Source organism: Streptomyces sp. NBC_00271 (genome assembly GCF_036178845.1).
Taxonomy (GTDB): Bacteria; Actinomycetota; Actinomycetes; order Streptomycetales; family Streptomycetaceae; genus Streptomyces.
The window spans coordinates 8,321,322-8,337,483 of record NZ_CP108070.1; the positions used below are offsets into that span (position 1 = coordinate 8,321,322).

The following is a 16,162-nucleotide window of genomic DNA, read 5'->3' on the forward strand; positions in this document are numbered from 1 at the left end:
CGTCCGCCCACCCGGACCGACCAGGAACGCCCCACGCCCCACGCACGCCAGTACCGCCCCGGTTCGTCGCCGCACGAGCCTGAACGACCCCGAGGAACTCTCTTGAACGCCACCCCCACACCCGACGGCCGTCCCGACACCCACGAGCGAGCGGCCTGTGGCACGCAGACCCCGCCGGCTCTGGGAGCCGACGCGGTCCCCCGGCAGAAGAGAGGGGCCCTGGAGACCGAGCGGCTGCGCGGCGCCACCGCCGATCTGCTGGAGCACCCCGCCGCCCACACCGCGGCCCAGGCGGCAGCGGTCGAGAACCTGTTGCGCTGCTGGGTACGGGAGAACAACCTGCCCGCCCCCACCGACGGCACCCTCCGCATCCCCCTCCCCGCCAGCGGCACCTCCCTCCTGACGCCGGTCCACTACTGGTCCCCGACCGGCTGGCACCGCTTCGGCCTCCCGCACCTCGCCGACGCTCCCGAGGGAGCACCGCCCGCCGACGCCGTCACCGTGGCGGCGCTGCTGGCGCGCCAGGCGGCGACGGGCGACGGGACGACGAGCACGGCCGAGGCGACGTCGACGCCCGTTTCCGAAACCGGCCCCGCCGGGGACGGTGCCGACCTGGTCGGCCGTGTCGCCGACTCGGTCCGGCGGACCGTCGTGTTCATCAGCGACCGCAGGGAACGGCCCGCCGACACCCCCGACTTCTTCCTCGCCGCCGAACAAGCACTGGTGCTGGGGCACCCGTGGCACCCCACCCCGAAGAGCCGGGAAGGGCTCTCCGAGGCCGAAGCGCGACTGTACTCACCCGAGTTGCGCGGCTCCTTCCCGCTGCACTGGATGGCGGTCGCCCCCGCGGTCCTGGCGGCCGACTCGGCGTGGACGGAGCGCGGCCGGCCCGTCCTCGCGCAGCAGCTCACCGCGCGGCTGGCCGGAGCCGGGCTGTCCCTGCCCGACGGGTACGCCGCCCTGCCGCTGCACCCCTGGCAGCTGGCCGACGTCCGGCACCGGCCCGAGACCGCGGCCCTGCTCGACGCCGGACTGCTCCGGGACCTCGGCCCGCACGGCTCCGCCTGGCACCCGACCTCCTCCGTCCGCACCCTCTACCGCTCCAGCGCCCCCGCGATGCTCAAACTGTCGCTGGGCCTGCGCATCACCAACTCCCGCCGTGAGAACCTCCGCAAGGAGCTCCACCGCGGCGTGGAGGTCCACCGTCTGCTGCGCAGCGGCCTGTCCAAGCAGTGGCAGTCCGCCCACCCGGGCTTCGACATCGTCCGCGACCCGGCCTGGCTCGCCGTCAACGCCCCGGACGGCACCCCCCTGGCCGGGCTCGACGTGATGATCCGCCACAACCCGTTCGGGCCGACCGACGACGCCATCTGTGTCGCGGGGCTCGTCTCTCCCCGGCCCCACGCCCGACCCGGCGCACGCGGCGGATCCGAGGACCGGCCCGTCATGCGATCCCGGCTCGCCGAGATCGTCACCCGCCTCGCCGGTCGCACCAGCAGGCCCCGTGGCGCCGTCGCCGCCGAGTGGTTCCTGCGCTACCTCGAGCACGTCGTACGCCCCGTGCTCTGGCTCGACAGCGAGGCGGGAATCGCGCTGGAAGCACACCAGCAGAACACCCTGCTCCTGCTGGACCCCGAGGGCTGGCCCACGGGCGGCCGCTACCGCGACAACCAGGGCTACTACTTCCGCGCGTCCCGGCGCGCCGAGCTGGACGCCCGGCTGCCCGGCATCGGCGAACACAGCGACACCTTCGTCTCCGACGAGGTCACCGACGAACGCTTCGCCTACTACCTGGCGATCAACAACGTGCTCGGCGTCATCGGCGCGTTCGGCTCCCAGCACCTCGCCGACGAACAACTGCTGCTCGCCGCCTTCCGCCGCTTCCTCACCGACGTGGCCCACGGCCCGGCCCGACTGCGTACGCCCCTGCCCGCGCACCTCCTCGACTCGCCCGTCCTGCGCTGCAAGGCCAACCTGCTGACCCGGCTGCACGGCCTCGACGAACTCGTCGGCCCGGTCGACACCCAGTCCGTCTACGTCACCCTCGCCAACCCGCTCCATTCCTGACGAAGCCGCCCTCGCCAACCCCCTGCCATTCCTGACGAAGTCATCCTCGCCAACCCCCTGCCGGCCCTGAGGAACATGTCCCACCCCGTCTCCTGAGAGGAGCGTCGCCGTGCCTCCCACCGATGCGAGCACCGACGCCGGTATCACCCCCGTCACCGACCTCGGAGCCGACCCGGGCCCCGGGCCGGGCACGGACAACGAGGACACCCTCGACCTGCGCCTACCCGACGAGCTCCTCGCGCTCCTCGGATCCGAGGTCGAGTCGGCCGGGGGAGACGACCTGCTCGACCGCATCGGTGGCTGGGGCCCGATCGCCACTCCGGTGGGCGCCTTCCACCTGGTCCCCGTCCGTGTGGAGCGTGATCTCCCGCTCGTCTCCCGCTGGATGAACGACCCCGCCGTCGCGGAGTTCTGGGAGCTGGCAGGACCCGAGTCGGTCGCAGAAGAACATCTGTGCCGCCAGCTCGACGGCGACGGCCGCAGTGTGCCCTGCCTCGGCGTGCTGGACGGCACCCCGATGAGCTACTGGGAGATCTACCGCGCGGACCTCGACCTCCTGGCCCGTCACTATCCCGCCCGCCCGCACGACACCGGCCTGCACCTGCTCATCGGCGGTGTCGCCAACCGCGGACGAGGCCTCGGCTCCGCCCTGCTCCGCGCCGTCGCCGACCTCGTACTGGACAAGCGCCCGGCCTGTGCCCGCGTCGTCGCGGAACCCGACCTCCGTAACACCCCCTCCGTCTCCGCCTTCCTGAGCGCGGGCTTCCGGTTCTCCGCCGAGGTCGACCTGCCCGGCAAACGGGCAGCCCTCATGGTCCGGGACCGGAGCCTGCGCGACCTGTTGTAGCGCCCTGCCCTCACCGCACCGCTCGTTCCGATCCGGTTCCCTGTCAAGGAGTCCCCGTGCCGCATCCATCCGCCACCCCGGCATCCGGAGAGCTGCCCGCCTTGTACGATCCGCCCGAGCTGCGCAAAGACCGATGGGACCAGGTCGGCCGCCGACTGCTCGCGAAAATGATCGGCGAGTTCGCCCACGAGGAGATCGTCAGACCGGAACCGGAGTCCGATCTGGGTTTGGGGTCGGAGCCGGGTCCGGGGCCGGAGCCGGGTTCGGAGGCTCGGCGGGGCGCGGAGGGAAAAGTCGCCCCCCTCCGCCGTGAGCACCATCCGGCGACCGGCCTCGATTCCTCCGCCGGAGCGACCTCACCACGCCCCACCTCCCCCCACCACGACACCCCGCACCACGACACCGCGCACCAGAACACCCCGCACGCGATCACCGGGCACGAGGACACCGGGCACACCGACACCCTCCGCCCCTACGCCCTGCGCCTCGACGCCGGCGGCAGCCTCTCCTTCCGCGCCCGCCGCGCCTCGTACGACAGCTGGCGCGTCGACCCCGCCTCACTCACCCTCACCGAGGAGGGGGCGGAGCCGTGCCCTTTCACCGACCCGCTCGGCTTCCTCACCCGGGCCCGCGGCACGCTGGAGATCGACGGCGCGACGCTCGGCCACGTGGTCCGTGAACTGAGCACGACGCTCGCCGCGGACGCCCGCCTCCACCGCGACGCCCGTACGGCGGCCGAACTGGCCGACCTCGGCTACGCCGAACTGGAGGGCCACCAGACCGGCCACCCCTGGATCGTGCTGAACAAGGGCCGCCTCGGCTTCTCCGCGACGGACGCCGCCGACTGGGCGCCGGAGGCCCGCAGAGCGACGCCGATTCCCTGGATCGCGGTGCACACCGCGCTCGCGACCTACCGAGGCGTCCCGAGCCTCCACTCCGCCGAACAGCTCTACGCGCGCGAACTCGCCCCCGCCACGAGGGAGTCCTTCGAGGGGGTACTACGCGCGCGGGGGCTCACTCCGGAGTCGTACCTCTATCTGCCCGTGCACCCCTGGCAGTGGGACGACGTCGTGCTGCCGCTGTTCGCGCCCTCCGTAGCAGCGGGAGCGATCGTGCCGCTGCCCTCCGACGGCGACCTGCGGCTCCCGCAGCAGTCGATCCGTACGTTCCTCAATGTCTCGCGCCCGGACCGGCACACGGTGAAACTGCCGCTGTCCGTGCTCAACACCCTGGTCTGGCGCGGCCTGCCGACGGAACGCACGCTCGCGGCACCCGCCGTCACCGCCTGGATGCACGCCCTGAGAGACGCCGACCCGTTTCTGCGGGACACCTGCGGGGTGATTCTGCTCGGCGAGGTCGCCTCGGTGACGGTGAACCACCCCGTGTACGACGCCCTCCCCGAAGTGCCCTATCAGTACAAGGAGTTGCTCGGCGCGATCTGGCGCGAGCCGGTCTCGCGCCATCTGGCGCCCGGTGAACGCGCGCGCACCCTGGCGGCGCTCCTGCACACCGACCCGGACGGCCGCGCCTTCACGGCGGAGCTCGTCGCCCGCTCGGGCCTCGCCCCCAATGTCTGGCTGCGCCGCCTCTTCGCCGCGCTCCTGCCGCCGCTGCTGCACTTCCTCTATCGGTACGGCACGGTGTTCAGCCCCCACGGAGAGAACGCGATCGTCGTCTACGACGACCATGACGTCCCCGTCCGCCTCGCGGTGAAGGACTTCGTGGACGACGTCAACGTGAGCGCGGATCCCCTGCCCGAGCACACGACCATGCCGGACGACGTACGGAACGTACTGCTGACCGAGCCGCCGGCGTTCCTGACCCAGTTCATCCACTCCGGGCTCTTCGTGGGGGTCTTCCGCTATCTCGCACCGCTTTGCGAGGAACAACTGGGCGTTCCGGAGGCCGAGTTCTGGGCGCTCGTCCGGGCGGAGATCGTCCGCCACCAGGCGCGCTTTCCCGAGCTCAAGGAGCGCTACGAGATGTTCGACCTGCTCACTCCGCGTATCGAGCGCCTGTGCCTCAACCGCAACCGACTGCACCTCGACGGCTACCGCGACCGTCCCGAGCGCCCGCACGCCGCGGTGCACGGCACGGTCCCGAACCCCCTCCATCGGCCTTGATCATCCGCCCCGTACTCGTTCTCGTCCTGATCGCGTCCGCAGGCCGGGCCTTGATCGCCCGATTGTCAGTGGCGCCCCGTAGGCTGGCAACGCTATGACAGAGCCCTCACTCCCCGAACTCCTGCATGCTGCCGTCACTGCCGTCGGCGGCACGGAGCGCCCTGGCCAGGTGACCATGGCCGAAGCCGTCGCGGGTGCCATCGACGACAGCTCCCACCTGCTGGTCCAGGCGGGCACCGGCACCGGAAAGTCGCTCGGCTACCTCGTGCCCGCGCTCGCCCACGGGGAGCGGGTCGTCGTGGCGACCGCCACCCTGGCGCTCCAGCGGCAGCTCGTGGAGCGCGATCTTCCGCGGACCGTCGACGCGCTGCACCCGCTGCTGCGCCGCCGCCCGGAGTTCGCGATGCTCAAGGGCCGGTCGAACTACCTGTGTCTGCATCGGCTGCACGAGGGCGTGCCGCAGGACGAGGAGGACGGCCTTTTCGACCAGTTCGAGGCGGCCGCGCCCACCAGCAAGCTGGGCCAGGACCTGCTGCGACTGCGGGACTGGTCGGACGAGACCGAGACCGGCGACCGCGACGACCTCACGCCCGGCGTCTCCGACCGCGCGTGGGCTCAGGTGTCCGTTTCGTCCCGCGAGTGCCTGGGCGCCACCAAATGCGCCTACGGAGCGGAGTGCTTCGCCGAGATGGCCCGCGAGCGCGCCAAGCTCGCCGAGGTCGTCGTCACCAATCACGCGCTGCTCGCGATCGACGCCATCGAGGGCGCGCCGGTCCTCCCGCAGCACGAGGTGCTGATCGTCGACGAGGCCCATGAGCTGGTCTCCCGGGTCACCGGTGTCGCGACCGGCGAGCTCACGCCAGGCCAGGTCAACCGCGCGGTGCGCCGCGCCGCGAAGCTCGTCAACGAGAAGGCGGCCGATCAGCTCCAGACCGCCGCCGAGGGCTTCGAGCGGCTGATGGAGCTGGCGCTTCCGGGCCGCCTGGAGGAGATCCCGGAGGATCTCGGATACGCGCTGATGGCACTGCGCGACGCCGCTCGTACGGTGATCTCGGCGATCGGCTCCACCCGCGACAAGTCCGTCCAGGACGAGGATTCCGTCCGCAAGCAGGCTCTCGCCTCGGTGGAGTCGGTGCACGACGTGGCGGAGCGGATCACCAACGGCTCCGAGTGGGACGTCGTCTGGTACGAGCGACATGACCGCTTCGGCGCCTCGCTCCGCGTCGCCCCCATGTCCGTCTCCGGCCTCCTCAGGGAGAAGCTCTTCGCGGACCGTTCCGTCGTCCTGACGTCCGCCACCCTGAAGCTAGGCGGTGACTTCAACGGAGTGGGGGCGTCGCTGGGACTCGCCCCGGAGGGCACCGAGGGCGACGACCTCCCGCAGTGGAAGGGCGTGGATGTCGGCTCGCCCTTCGACTACCCCAAGCAGGGCATTCTGTACGTGGCCAAGCACCTGTCGCGCCCCGCGCGCGACGGCGACCGTGCGGACATGCTGGACGAGCTCACCGAGCTGATCCAGGCCGCGGGGGGTCGCACGTTGGGGTTGTTCTCCTCGATGCGGGCCGCCCAGCTCGCGGCGGAGGAGCTGCGCTCGCGCATCCCCGAGTACCCCATCCTGCTGCAGGGCGAGGAGACGCTCGGCGAGCTGATCAAGAACTTCGCGGCCGACCCCAAGACCTGCCTCTTCGGCACGCTCTCGCTCTGGCAGGGCGTCGACGTCCCCGGGGCCAGCTGCCAGCTCGTCGTCATGGACAAGATCCCCTTCCCGCGTCCCGACGACCCGCTGATGAGCGCCCGCCAGAAGGCCGTCGAGGAGAACGGCGGCAACGGCTTCATGGCCGTCGCCGCGACCCACGCGGCGCTGCTGATGGCCCAGGGCGCCGGCCGCCTCGTACGGGCCACGGGCGACCGGGGTGTGGTGGCCGTACTGGACCAGCGCCTTGCGACGGCGCGCTACGGCAGTTACCTCAAGGCGTCCCTCCCCGACTTCTGGTACACCACGGACCGTAACCAGGTACGCAGGTCGCTCACCGCGATCGACGCGACGGCCCGGAAGGCGGAGGAGACGGTGGAGGCGGGCGAGACGCAGGAGGCGTAGGTCTTCCCCGCGGCAGGCTGAGGGAACCCGCGCACCTGGCCCGAGGCGGGCCTGCCCGGGTGCCCCTACGGGCGGAGTTGCTCCGCCTCGGATGCCCTTCCGGCCAAACAACACCACCCACACGGCCCCCGCGTACCACCCGCCCTGTGGACACCCCCAGGTGCCGTGCGCGCTCTCAGGCCCGGGATCTCCGTCCCGGGCCCACCACGGATCCTCCCGCCACCCGAGCATCCCGCGCGGCACCCGCGTATGCCGCCCGGTGCCCGCGTATGTCGCTCATGCCTGCGGATGTCGCGCCATGCACGCGTATGCCGCTTGGGCCTGGCGTATGTCGTCCGGCGTCCGCGTATGCCGCCCGGCGCCGCGCACGTCGTCCGGCGTCTAGGCATATCGCTCGGCGTCCACGCACGTCGTCCGACGCCGCGCACGTCGTCCAGAGCCTCGCATGTCGCCCGGGGCCTGCGCATGGCGCTGGGCGCCCGGCATGGTCGTCCGGCCCCGTGCATGGCGTCCGGCGTCTACGCATATCGCTCGGCGCCCGCGCACGTTGTCCGGCACCCGGCATGTCGCCCGACGCGCGCGCGTGTCGCCCTGGGCCTGCGCATATCGCTCGGTGCCTGTGGACGATCCTTCTGCCCCCCGCGAGCAGGAGCCCCTCAGGGGTGCGTCTCGTCGGGGCGGGCGGGGCATCTCTGGATGCCGCGCCCGCCGCCAACTCCCGCGCCCGACCCCCGGAGGGCAACGCACGGGGCCCCGGAACCGGCGCAGGTGGTCCCGGGGCCCGGTCAAGGGCGGGGCGGGGTGTCCCGCCCGGCGTGTGCCGTCACACGCGCCGCAGCACCGCCACCACCTTGCCCAGGATGGTCGCCTCGTCGCCGGGAATCGGCTGGTACGCGGCGTTGTGCGGGAGGAGCCACACATGGCCGTCCTCGCGCTTGAACCGCTTCACCGTGGCCTCGCCGTCCAGCATCGCGGCCACGATGTCGCCGTTCTCCGCGACCGGCTGGCGTCGGACCGTCACCCAGTCCCCGTCGCAGATGGCGGCCTCGATCATCGAGTCACCCACGACCTTCAGGACGAACAGCTCGCCGTCACCGACCAACTGCCGGGGGAGGGGGAAGACATCCTCCACCGACTCCTCGGCCAGGATCGGGCCACCGGCGGCGATACGGCCGACGAGCGGCACGTACGACGCGGCCGGCTTGCCCGCCGTGTCGGTGGGCTGTGCCGAGGACTGGTCGGAGCCCCGGACCTCGTACGCTCGCGGCCGGTGCGGATCGCGGCGCAGGAAGCCCTTGCGCTCCAGTGCCATCAGCTGGTGGGCGACCGACGAGGTGCTGGAAAGGCCGACCGCCTGTCCGATCTCCCGCATCGACGGCGGGTAGCCGCGCCGCTGCACGGAGTCCCGGATGACCTCGATCACCCGGCGCTGCCTGTCGGTGAGTCCCGAGCTGTCGGCGCGGATGCCTGGAGGTCGCCCTGGCAGGGAGCGCTTGGGCCCCTCATGATTCGTGGCTTCGTTCATCGCATGCACCGGCTCGAGTCGGCCCTGGGAGCGGTCCTGGGCAGTGATGGTGGCACTGTCTGCGGTGGTGGTCACGTCGGCCCCTCTCGATGGTCTCCCTGCTGGACAACGGTAGTTGCTTTCGAAAGGTTGCGCCAAACACACGTTCGAGTGAAAAATCGCGGATTGTCTGTCGTGATCATGTGTCTGGGTGTATAGCCAACGCTGCATCCGGCGGACAAAAGGGCTCATTGCTGTACTCTTCACCGCCGGGGCGATGACCGTGCCGACAGATGTGGGCCGCAGCCCAGTCTGCCATCCGGCACCCCGTAAGTCGGGTACCGGCCCCCTTCCGCGCGCTGACCACGGTATCTCCGTGTGTCCGGGATCGGTATGGCCGTGCGGCACATGCCATTACGTGCGCGACACGCGTGTCCTGGGTGAATTTTCGGGTCGATCCCCACATCTAGTGGTTGGATTGCTGCAGCAGCCCAGAAGTTGTGGTCCCCCGGGTCTTCGAGCCTCCGGTCATCGCCTATGCTTGGGGCTGCTTCGAGGGGCCCGAGAGGTCCCGCGAGGTCTATGAGTCGTGCTGTGAAGGAGGGTTGGAGCCATGCACTGCCCCTTCTGCAGGCACCCCGACAGCCGTGTCGTCGACAGCCGTACGACCGATGACGGCACGTCGATCCGCAGGCGCCGCCAGTGCCCCGACTGCTCCCGTCGTTTCACGACGGTGGAGACGTGCTCGCTGATGGTGGTCAAGCGGTCCGGCGTCACCGAACCCTTCAGTCGTACCAAGGTCATCAACGGCGTGCGCAAGGCGTGCCAGGGGCGGCCGGTCACCGAGGACGCGCTCGCCCAGCTCGGCCAGCGGGTCGAGGAGGCGGTGCGGGCCACCGGGAGCGCCGAGCTGACCACCCACGACGTGGGTCTGGCCATACTCGGCCCGTTGCAGGAACTCGACCTCGTCGCCTATCTGCGCTTCGCGTCCGTGTACCGGGCGTTCGACTCGCTCGAGGACTTCGAGGCCGCCATCGTGGAACTCAGGGAAGAGACGAAGCAGCGCCCCGCCGCGGACGAGGATGACGCGGGCGTGGCGGATGCGGGCGTGGCAGCCGCGAACGCGGGGCGCCCGGAAAGCGACCGCGGGTCCGGAGGGACCGTCCAGGTCCCCGTACCCGCCAACGCCGCCGACTGACGGAAGGGCCGACTCGGATCGGCCCCCCATCGGTGGCGACCAAAGACCTGTTGCGGGCGGCCGCGTAGCGGCGCCCGCAGCACCAGACACACACCTTGCCATGGGAAGAACGTGGCACTTCAGGGCGTTTTAGCCCGATACAGGGAGGCGGCATGACAGAGACGGCGAGCGGTCCGGCACGAGGTTCCCGCGCCAAGGGCGGAACCAAGGCCAGCAAGGGACTGCGCATCGAGCGCATCCACACCACCCCCGGCGTGCACCCGTACGACGAGGTGGAATGGGAGCGCCGTGACGTCGTCATGACCAACTGGCGCGACGGCTCGATCAACTTCGAGCAGCGTGGCGTCGAGTTCCCCGGCTTCTGGTCGGTGAACGCGGTCAACATCGTCACCAGCAAGTACTTCCGGGGTGCCGTGGGCACCCCGCAGCGCGAGGTGAGCCTCAGGCAGCTCATCGACCGCATCGTGAAGACGTACCGGAAGGCCGGCGAGGACTACAAGTACTTCGCCTCGCCCGCCGACGCCGAGATCTTCGAGCACGAGCTGGCGTACGCCCTCCTGCACCAGATCTTCAGCTTCAACAGCCCGGTCTGGTTCAACGTCGGGACGCCTCAGCCCCAGCAGGTCTCGGCCTGCTTCATCCTGTCCGTGGACGACTCCATGGAGTCGATCCTCGACTGGTACAAGGAAGAGGGCATGATCTTCAAGGGCGGCTCCGGCGCCGGCCTGAACCTCTCCCGTATCCGCTCCTCCAAGGAGCTCCTCTCCTCGGGCGGCAACGCCTCGGGTCCCGTCTCCTTCATGCGCGGTGCCGACGCCTCCGCAGGAACGATCAAGTCGGGTGGCGCCACCCGCCGCGCGGCCAAGATGGTCATCCTCGACGTCGACCACCCCGACATCGAGGACTTCATCGAGACCAAGGTCAAGGAGGAGGAGAAGATCCGCGCCCTCCGTGACGCGGGCTTCGACATGGACCTGGGCGGCGACGACATCACGTCCGTCCAGTACCAGAACGCCAACAACTCGGTCCGTGTGAACGACACGTTCATGAAGGCGGTCGAGGCGGGCGGCAAGTTCGGTCTCACCTCCCGTATGACCGGCGAGGTCATCGAGGAGGTCGACGCCAAGACGCTCTTCCGCAAGATGGCCGAGGCCGCCTGGGCCTGCGCCGACCCGGGCATCCAGTACGACGACACGATCAACCACTGGCACACGTGCCCGGAGTCCGGTCGTATCAACGGCTCGAACCCGTGCAGCGAGTACATGCACCTGGACAACACGTCCTGCAACCTCGCCTCGCTGAACCTGATGAAGTTCCTCAAGGACGACGGCAAGGGCCACCAGTCCTTCGAGGTCGAGCGCTTCGCCAAGGTCGTCGAGCTGGTCATCACCGCGATGGACATCTCGATCTGCTTCGCGGACTTCCCGACCCAGAAGATCGGCGAGAACACCCGCGCCTTCCGTCAGCTGGGCATCGGCTACGCCAACCTGGGCGCCCTCCTGATGGCGACCGGTCACGCGTACGACTCCGACGGCGGTCGCGCCCTCGCCGGTGCCATCACCTCGCTGATGACCGGCACCTCGTACCGGCGTTCCGCCGAGCTCGCCGCGGTCGTCGGCCCGTACGACGGCTACGCCCGCAACGCGCAGCCGCACCAGCGCGTCATGAAGCAGCACTCCGACGCCAACGGCGTGGCCGTCCGTGTGGACGACCTGGACACGCCGATCTGGGCCGCCGCCACAGAGGCCTGGCAGGACGTGCTGCACCTCGGTGAGAAGAACGGATTCCGCAACGCGCAGGCCTCGGTCATCGCCCCGACCGGCACCATCGGTCTCGCGATGTCCTGCGACACCACCGGCCTCGAGCCCGACCTCGCGCTGGTCAAGTTCAAGAAGCTGGTCGGCGGCGGCTCGATGCAGATCGTCAACGGCACCGTTCCGCAGGCCCTGCGCCGCCTGGGCTACCAGGAGGAGCAGATCGAGGCGATCGTCGCCCACATCGCCGAGAACGGCAATGTCGTCGACGCCCCGAGCCTCAAGCACGAGCACTACGAGGTCTTCGACTGCGCCATGGGCGAGCGCTCCATCTCCGCGATGGGCCACGTCCGCATGATGGCCGCGATCCAGCCCTGGATCTCCGGCGCGCTCTCCAAGACGGTCAACCTGCCGGAGACGGCGACCGTCGAGGACGTCGAAGAGGTCTACTTCGAGGCGTGGAAGATGGGCGTCAAGGCGCTCGCGATCTACCGCGACAACTGCAAGGTCGGCCAGCCCCTCTCCGCCAAGACCAAGGAGAAGGAGAAGACCGAGGTCACGGCGAAGGCCGAGGAGACCATCCGCGCCGCGGTCGAGAAGGTCGTCGAGTACCGCCCGGTCCGCAAGCGCCTCCCCAAGGGTCGTCCCGGCATCACCACCTCCTTCACGGTGGGCGGCGCCGAGGGCTACATGACCGCCAACTCCTACCCGGACGACGGTCTCGGCGAGGTCTTCCTGAAGATGTCGAAGCAGGGCTCCACCCTCGCGGGCATGATGGACGCCTTCTCGATCGCGGTCTCCGTGGGTCTGCAGTACGGCGTGCCCCTCGAGACGTACGTCTCGAAGTTCACGAACATGCGCTTCGAGCCGGCCGGCATGACGGACGACCCGGACGTGCGGATGGCGCAGTCGATCGTCGACTACATCTTCCGTCGCCTGGCGCTGGACTTCCTTCCCTTCGAGACGCGCTCCGCGCTCGGCATCCACTCCGCCGAGGAGCGTCAGCGTCACCTGGAGACCGGTTCGTACGAGCCGTCCGACGACGAGATGGACGTCGAGGGTCTGGCCCAGTCCGCGCCCCGTGCGCAGGAGCTGAAGGCCGTGGTCACCCCGAAGGCCGAGGTCGAGGTGGCGAAGCCCGCCCCGAGGCAGGCCCACACCAGTGCCGAACTGGTGGAGATGCAGCTGGGCATCCAGGCGGACGCCCCCCTGTGCTTCTCCTGCGGTACGAAGATGCAGCGGGCCGGTTCCTGCTACATCTGCGAGGGCTGCGGCTCGACCAGCGGTTGCAGCTGACCTGAAACGCCGAAGGGCGGCACGACCACCGGTCGTGCCGCCCTTCGGCGTTTTCTCGCTGGTACGGAGAAAGCTACGGAGAAAACCGTTTCAGGCGTCTCTTACGGACTTACGGAGAGGGCCGTTTCAAGCGTCGTGGCGCGTGCCCATGACGCGCGGGAACTCGGCCGGGTCGGTGTCGTAGCCGTGGATCCCCGGATGGAAGGTCCACTCTCCGGAGACGTCGCGTACGAACTCGCCGACGGTCGCGGCCGTGGCCCCCAGGACGCCGCCGAAGTTGTCCTCCGCCAGCACGGTGTAGCCCTCCCGCATGCGCAGACCCGGGTTGAGGACGCCCACGAACGACTTGTGGCCGGAACCCTGCTGGATGAGTACGCCCACCACCACACGCGTGTAGCCGCTGTTGAGGCGGTCGAGTTCCAGCGTCATGACCTCGTCCCAGCCGAAGCCCTTGCCGTCCTTGCTGTCCCGGTTGAGGTAGATGGTGCCGTCCGGGGAGCGGCTGTCGAAGTGCACCACATAGGCGGGACTTCCGTACGGATCGGCGGCCACGTACGTCGCCGCGATGATGTCGAGATCGGTCGCGGGCTCGCCGACGGGACTCGGGTCCCACTTCACCGCGAGCTCGACCTTGCGGATGCCCTTGTTGAGACCGGTCATTGGATCTCCCCCTCCCCGTTTCCTATCTTCTTCAGCCCCCAACTGCTCTGTTGTCAAGGCCGGTTGTCCATCGTGCCACGCGCGCGGGGGCGCTCGCGCGGGTGCACTCCGCCGGAGCGTGACCAACGCCACGCTCCGTGGCCTTACGATGGCGCGGTGCTGGTCAAGTGGATTCGCTGCACCGTGGTGGACCGCCGCGGTTTCGAGCGGGGGCAGCGAAAGTGGGCGGGGCTGCTGGGTGAGCCGGGATTCCGGGGGCAGGGCGGGGGCTGGAGCCGAGGGCGGCCCGGGGTGGCGCACATCTTCGCCTTCTGGGAGAGCCGTGCCTTCTACGACTCCTTCATGGCCCGTTCGCACGACCGGCTCGCGGCTGCCCAGTCGGGGACCTTCAAGGACTCGCAGGTCAAACTCTTCGATCACCGGTTCGATGTGAAGACCGGCTTCGAGCCGCGCTTCACGGACGCCGACCTGCTGCGGGTGGCCCACTGCCGCATCCACGAGGAACGGGCCGAACACTTCGCGCTGATGCAGGAGAAGGTCTGGAATCCCGCGATGGCGGGCTCGCCCGGCATGGTGCGCGGCCTGTTCGGCGAGGCGCCGCACCATGAGTTCCTGATCCTGTCCATGTGGCAGTCGGCCGCCGAACACGGTAAATACCGGGCCGAGCGGGTGGAACGGCTCGCGCTGCGCGCCCAGACGGAGGCCGATGTCGCGGCCCTGACCGGCGACATAGTGGCGCTGGAGCCCTTGTGGACGGTCTGATCGGGGTGCCGTCCGCGGGTGTGATCTGCGCGGAGAACATGTGACCTACGCCGTATGGAGCCCGTACGAGTGCTCGATCGGCCGTCAGCCGTTTTAGGGTCTTGGCATGGTTCGACCACGGCGTATCGTCCTTGTCCGGCACGGCGAGTCAGCGGGCAACGCCGATGACACCGTTTATGAACGCGAGCCCGACCACGCTCTGGCGCTCACCGAGAAGGGGTGGCAGCAGGCGGAGGAGACGGGCAAACGGCTGCGGGAGATCTTCGGGCGAGAGCGCGTAAGCGTTTACGTGTCGCCGTACCGCCGTACGCACGAGACGCTCCGCGCCTTCCACCTCGACCCCGAGCTCATACGGGTGCGCGAGGAGCCGCGGCTGCGCGAGCAGGACTGGGGCAACTGGCAGGACCGCGACGACGTGCGCCTCCAGAAGGCCTATCGGGACGCGTACGGGCATTTCTTCTACCGCTTCGCCCAGGGCGAGTCCGGCGCCGACGTCTACGACCGGGTCGGTGGCTTCCTGGAGAGCCTCTACCGGAGCTTCGAGGCCCCCGACCACCCGTCGAACGTGCTCCTCGTGACCCATGGTCTTGCCATGCGGCTGTTCTGCATGCGCTGGTTCCACTGGACGGTCGCGGAGTTCGAATCACTGTCGAATCCGGGGAACGCCGAGATGCGGATGCTCGTCCTCGGCGACGACGGGAGGTACACGCTTGACCGTCCGTTCGAACGCTGGTGTGTACCCGAGTCGTACGGGGACCCCGGGATAGAGTGGCAGGGCGATGACCTCTGATTCCTCTCCCGGCGGACGCCTGGACCGCGCCCTGGCCAGCCTGCGTGGACTCGCGGTGGGGGACGCGCTGGGCTCGCGGTTCTTCGTGCCCGTGAACTACCAGCTGCTCAAGCGACGCGAGCTGCCGTCCGGTCCCTGGCGGTGGACGGACGACACCGAAATGGCCTCCTCCGTAGTGGCCGTTTTGGCCCGGCACCGCCGCATCGACCAGGACGCGCTGGCCGGCTCCTTCGCCGAGCACCACGATGTCGACCGGGGCTACGGTCCCGCGGTCAACCGGCTGCTGGGGCAGATCCGGGAGGGGGGCGACTGGCGGGCGCTGGCGTCCGCCCTCTTCAAGGGACAGGGCTCGTGGGGCAACGGCGCCGCGATGCGGATCGCCCCCCTGGGGGCCTGGTACGCGGACGACCCGGAGCAGGCTGTCCACCAGGCGGAGATCTCGGCGTACACCACCCACCAGCACCGCGAGGCCGTCGTGGGTGCCATGGCCGTCGCCGCGGCCGCCGCCCTGGCGGCCGACCCGGCGAGCCCGCCGAGTGCCGAGGCACTGCTCGACGGCGTCGTCGCGCTCGTCCCGCGCAGCGCCGTGGGAGCCGGCCTGCGGCGCGCTCGCGACATGCTCGACTACGGGGACACCGCGACGGTCGCCGCCGTACTGGGCTGCGGGCGGCGTACGACGGCGCACGACACGGTGCCGTTCGCGCTCTGGTCCGCGGCCCGGGCCCTCGGCGACTACGAAGAGGGCTTCTGGTCGACCGCCCAAGTGGGCGGCGACATGGACACGACCTGCGCCATCGTCGGCGGTGTGATCGCCGCGGGCAAGGCGGGGGCGCCGCCGGGGGAGTGGGTGGAGCGGACGGAGAGCCTGCCGGGTTGGGTGCGGGCGGGGGCGTAGGCCGCGGGGACGGTTCGGTGACGCCGGGGAGTCCGCTGCGGAACGCGATGCCCGGGCGGGGGCCGGGTGGGTGTCGCGCGGCACGGGTGCGGCTTCGGGCGCCCGGAGGCTCGTGGGGTGGCGCGTCGCACGGGGTTGGCCGTCGGCGCCGTACAGCGTTGGGCTGCT

General features: G+C 70.2%; 11 protein-coding genes. 9 read left to right on the top strand and 2 right to left on the bottom strand.

Annotated elements, in window-relative coordinates:
• Nucleotides 1-102: 102 nt before the first annotated feature.
• The 4 genes from OG798_RS37740 (at nt 103) to OG798_RS37755 (ending at nt 7,135) form a co-directional block, all read left to right on the top strand.
• Complete coding sequence (locus tag OG798_RS37740; RefSeq protein WP_328758399.1) at nt 103-2,067, top strand: IucA/IucC family protein; 1,965 nt, start codon at nt 103-105, stop codon at nt 2,065-2,067.
• A 109-nt stretch (nt 2,068-2,176) separates the two neighbouring features.
• Nucleotides 2,177-2,914, top strand: a complete 738-nt coding sequence (locus tag OG798_RS37745) for a GNAT family N-acetyltransferase (RefSeq protein ID WP_095852224.1) — start codon at nt 2,177-2,179, stop codon at nt 2,912-2,914.
• A 167-nt stretch (nt 2,915-3,081) separates the two neighbouring features.
• On the top strand, nt 3,082-5,037 hold the full coding sequence (locus tag OG798_RS37750; RefSeq protein ID WP_413253658.1) for an IucA/IucC family protein: 1,956 nt from the start codon (nt 3,082-3,084) through the stop codon (nt 5,035-5,037).
• Between the two features lie 94 nt (nt 5,038-5,131).
• Nucleotides 5,132-7,135: an ATP-dependent DNA helicase gene (locus OG798_RS37755; RefSeq protein WP_095852223.1), complete on the top strand. Its 2,004-nt coding sequence runs from the start codon at nt 5,132-5,134 to the stop codon at nt 7,133-7,135.
• 823 nt (nt 7,136-7,958) lie between these two features.
• Here OG798_RS37755 and lexA read toward each other — a convergent pair.
• Nucleotides 7,959-8,735, bottom strand: a complete 777-nt coding sequence (gene lexA, locus OG798_RS37760; RefSeq protein ID WP_054229877.1) for a transcriptional repressor LexA — start codon at nt 8,733-8,735, stop codon at nt 7,959-7,961.
• 517 nt (nt 8,736-9,252) lie between these two features.
• Between lexA and nrdR the strand changes: the two genes are divergently transcribed.
• Together nrdR and OG798_RS37770 are read left to right on the top strand one after the other, a co-directional pair.
• Nucleotides 9,253-9,837, top strand: a complete 585-nt coding sequence (nrdR, locus tag OG798_RS37765) for a transcriptional regulator NrdR (protein ID WP_095852222.1) — start codon at nt 9,253-9,255, stop codon at nt 9,835-9,837.
• Nucleotides 9,838-9,989: 152 nt separating this feature from the next.
• Nucleotides 9,990-12,887: a vitamin B12-dependent ribonucleotide reductase gene (locus OG798_RS37770; RefSeq protein ID WP_097224592.1), complete on the top strand. Its 2,898-nt coding sequence runs from the start codon at nt 9,990-9,992 to the stop codon at nt 12,885-12,887.
• Between the two features lie 126 nt (nt 12,888-13,013).
• Here OG798_RS37770 and OG798_RS37775 read toward each other — a convergent pair whose 3' ends face one another.
• Entirely contained in the window at nt 13,014-13,547 is a 534-nt protein-coding gene (locus OG798_RS37775) for a TerD family protein (protein WP_097224591.1), read from the bottom strand.
• Between the two features lie 156 nt (nt 13,548-13,703).
• Between OG798_RS37775 and OG798_RS37780 the strand changes: the two genes are divergently transcribed.
• The 3 genes from OG798_RS37780 to OG798_RS37790 all read left to right on the top strand — a co-directional run bounded on the left by OG798_RS37780 (nt 13,704) and on the right by OG798_RS37790 (nt 15,994).
• Nucleotides 13,704-14,309, top strand: coding sequence for a YdbC family protein (locus tag OG798_RS37780; RefSeq protein ID WP_267062999.1), 606 nt, complete (start codon nt 13,704-13,706; stop codon nt 14,307-14,309).
• Nucleotides 14,310-14,415: 106 nt separating this feature from the next.
• Nucleotides 14,416-15,099: a histidine phosphatase family protein gene (locus OG798_RS37785; RefSeq protein ID WP_095852218.1), complete on the top strand. Its 684-nt coding sequence runs from the start codon at nt 14,416-14,418 to the stop codon at nt 15,097-15,099.
• A complete protein-coding gene (locus OG798_RS37790) occupies nt 15,089-15,994 on the top strand; it encodes an ADP-ribosylglycohydrolase family protein (protein WP_095852217.1) in 906 nt (301 codons plus the stop codon). Before OG798_RS37785 ends, OG798_RS37790 begins: the two co-directional genes overlap by 11 nt.
• Nucleotides 15,995-16,162: the final 168 nt, after the last annotated feature.

Excerpts from the sequence above, each read along its gene's own strand:
- OG798_RS37750 (WP_413253658.1), top strand. The coding sequence starts at position 3,082 with ATGATCGGCGAGTTCGCCCACGAGGAGATCGTCAGACCGGAACCGGAG.
- OG798_RS37770 (WP_097224592.1), top strand. The coding sequence starts at position 9,990 with ATGACAGAGACGGCGAGCGGTCCGGCACGAGGTTCCCGCGCCAAGGGC.
- nrdR (WP_095852222.1), top strand. The coding sequence starts at position 9,253 with ATGCACTGCCCCTTCTGCAGGCACCCCGACAGCCGTGTCGTCGACAGC.
- OG798_RS37790 (WP_095852217.1), top strand. The coding sequence starts at position 15,089 with ATGACCTCTGATTCCTCTCCCGGCGGACGCCTGGACCGCGCCCTGGCC.
- OG798_RS37785 (WP_095852218.1), top strand. The coding sequence starts at position 14,416 with ATGGTTCGACCACGGCGTATCGTCCTTGTCCGGCACGGCGAGTCAGCG.
- OG798_RS37755 (WP_095852223.1), top strand. The coding sequence starts at position 5,132 with ATGACAGAGCCCTCACTCCCCGAACTCCTGCATGCTGCCGTCACTGCC.
- OG798_RS37775 (WP_097224591.1), bottom strand. The coding sequence starts at position 13,547 with ATGACCGGTCTCAACAAGGGCATCCGCAAGGTCGAGCTCGCGGTGAAG.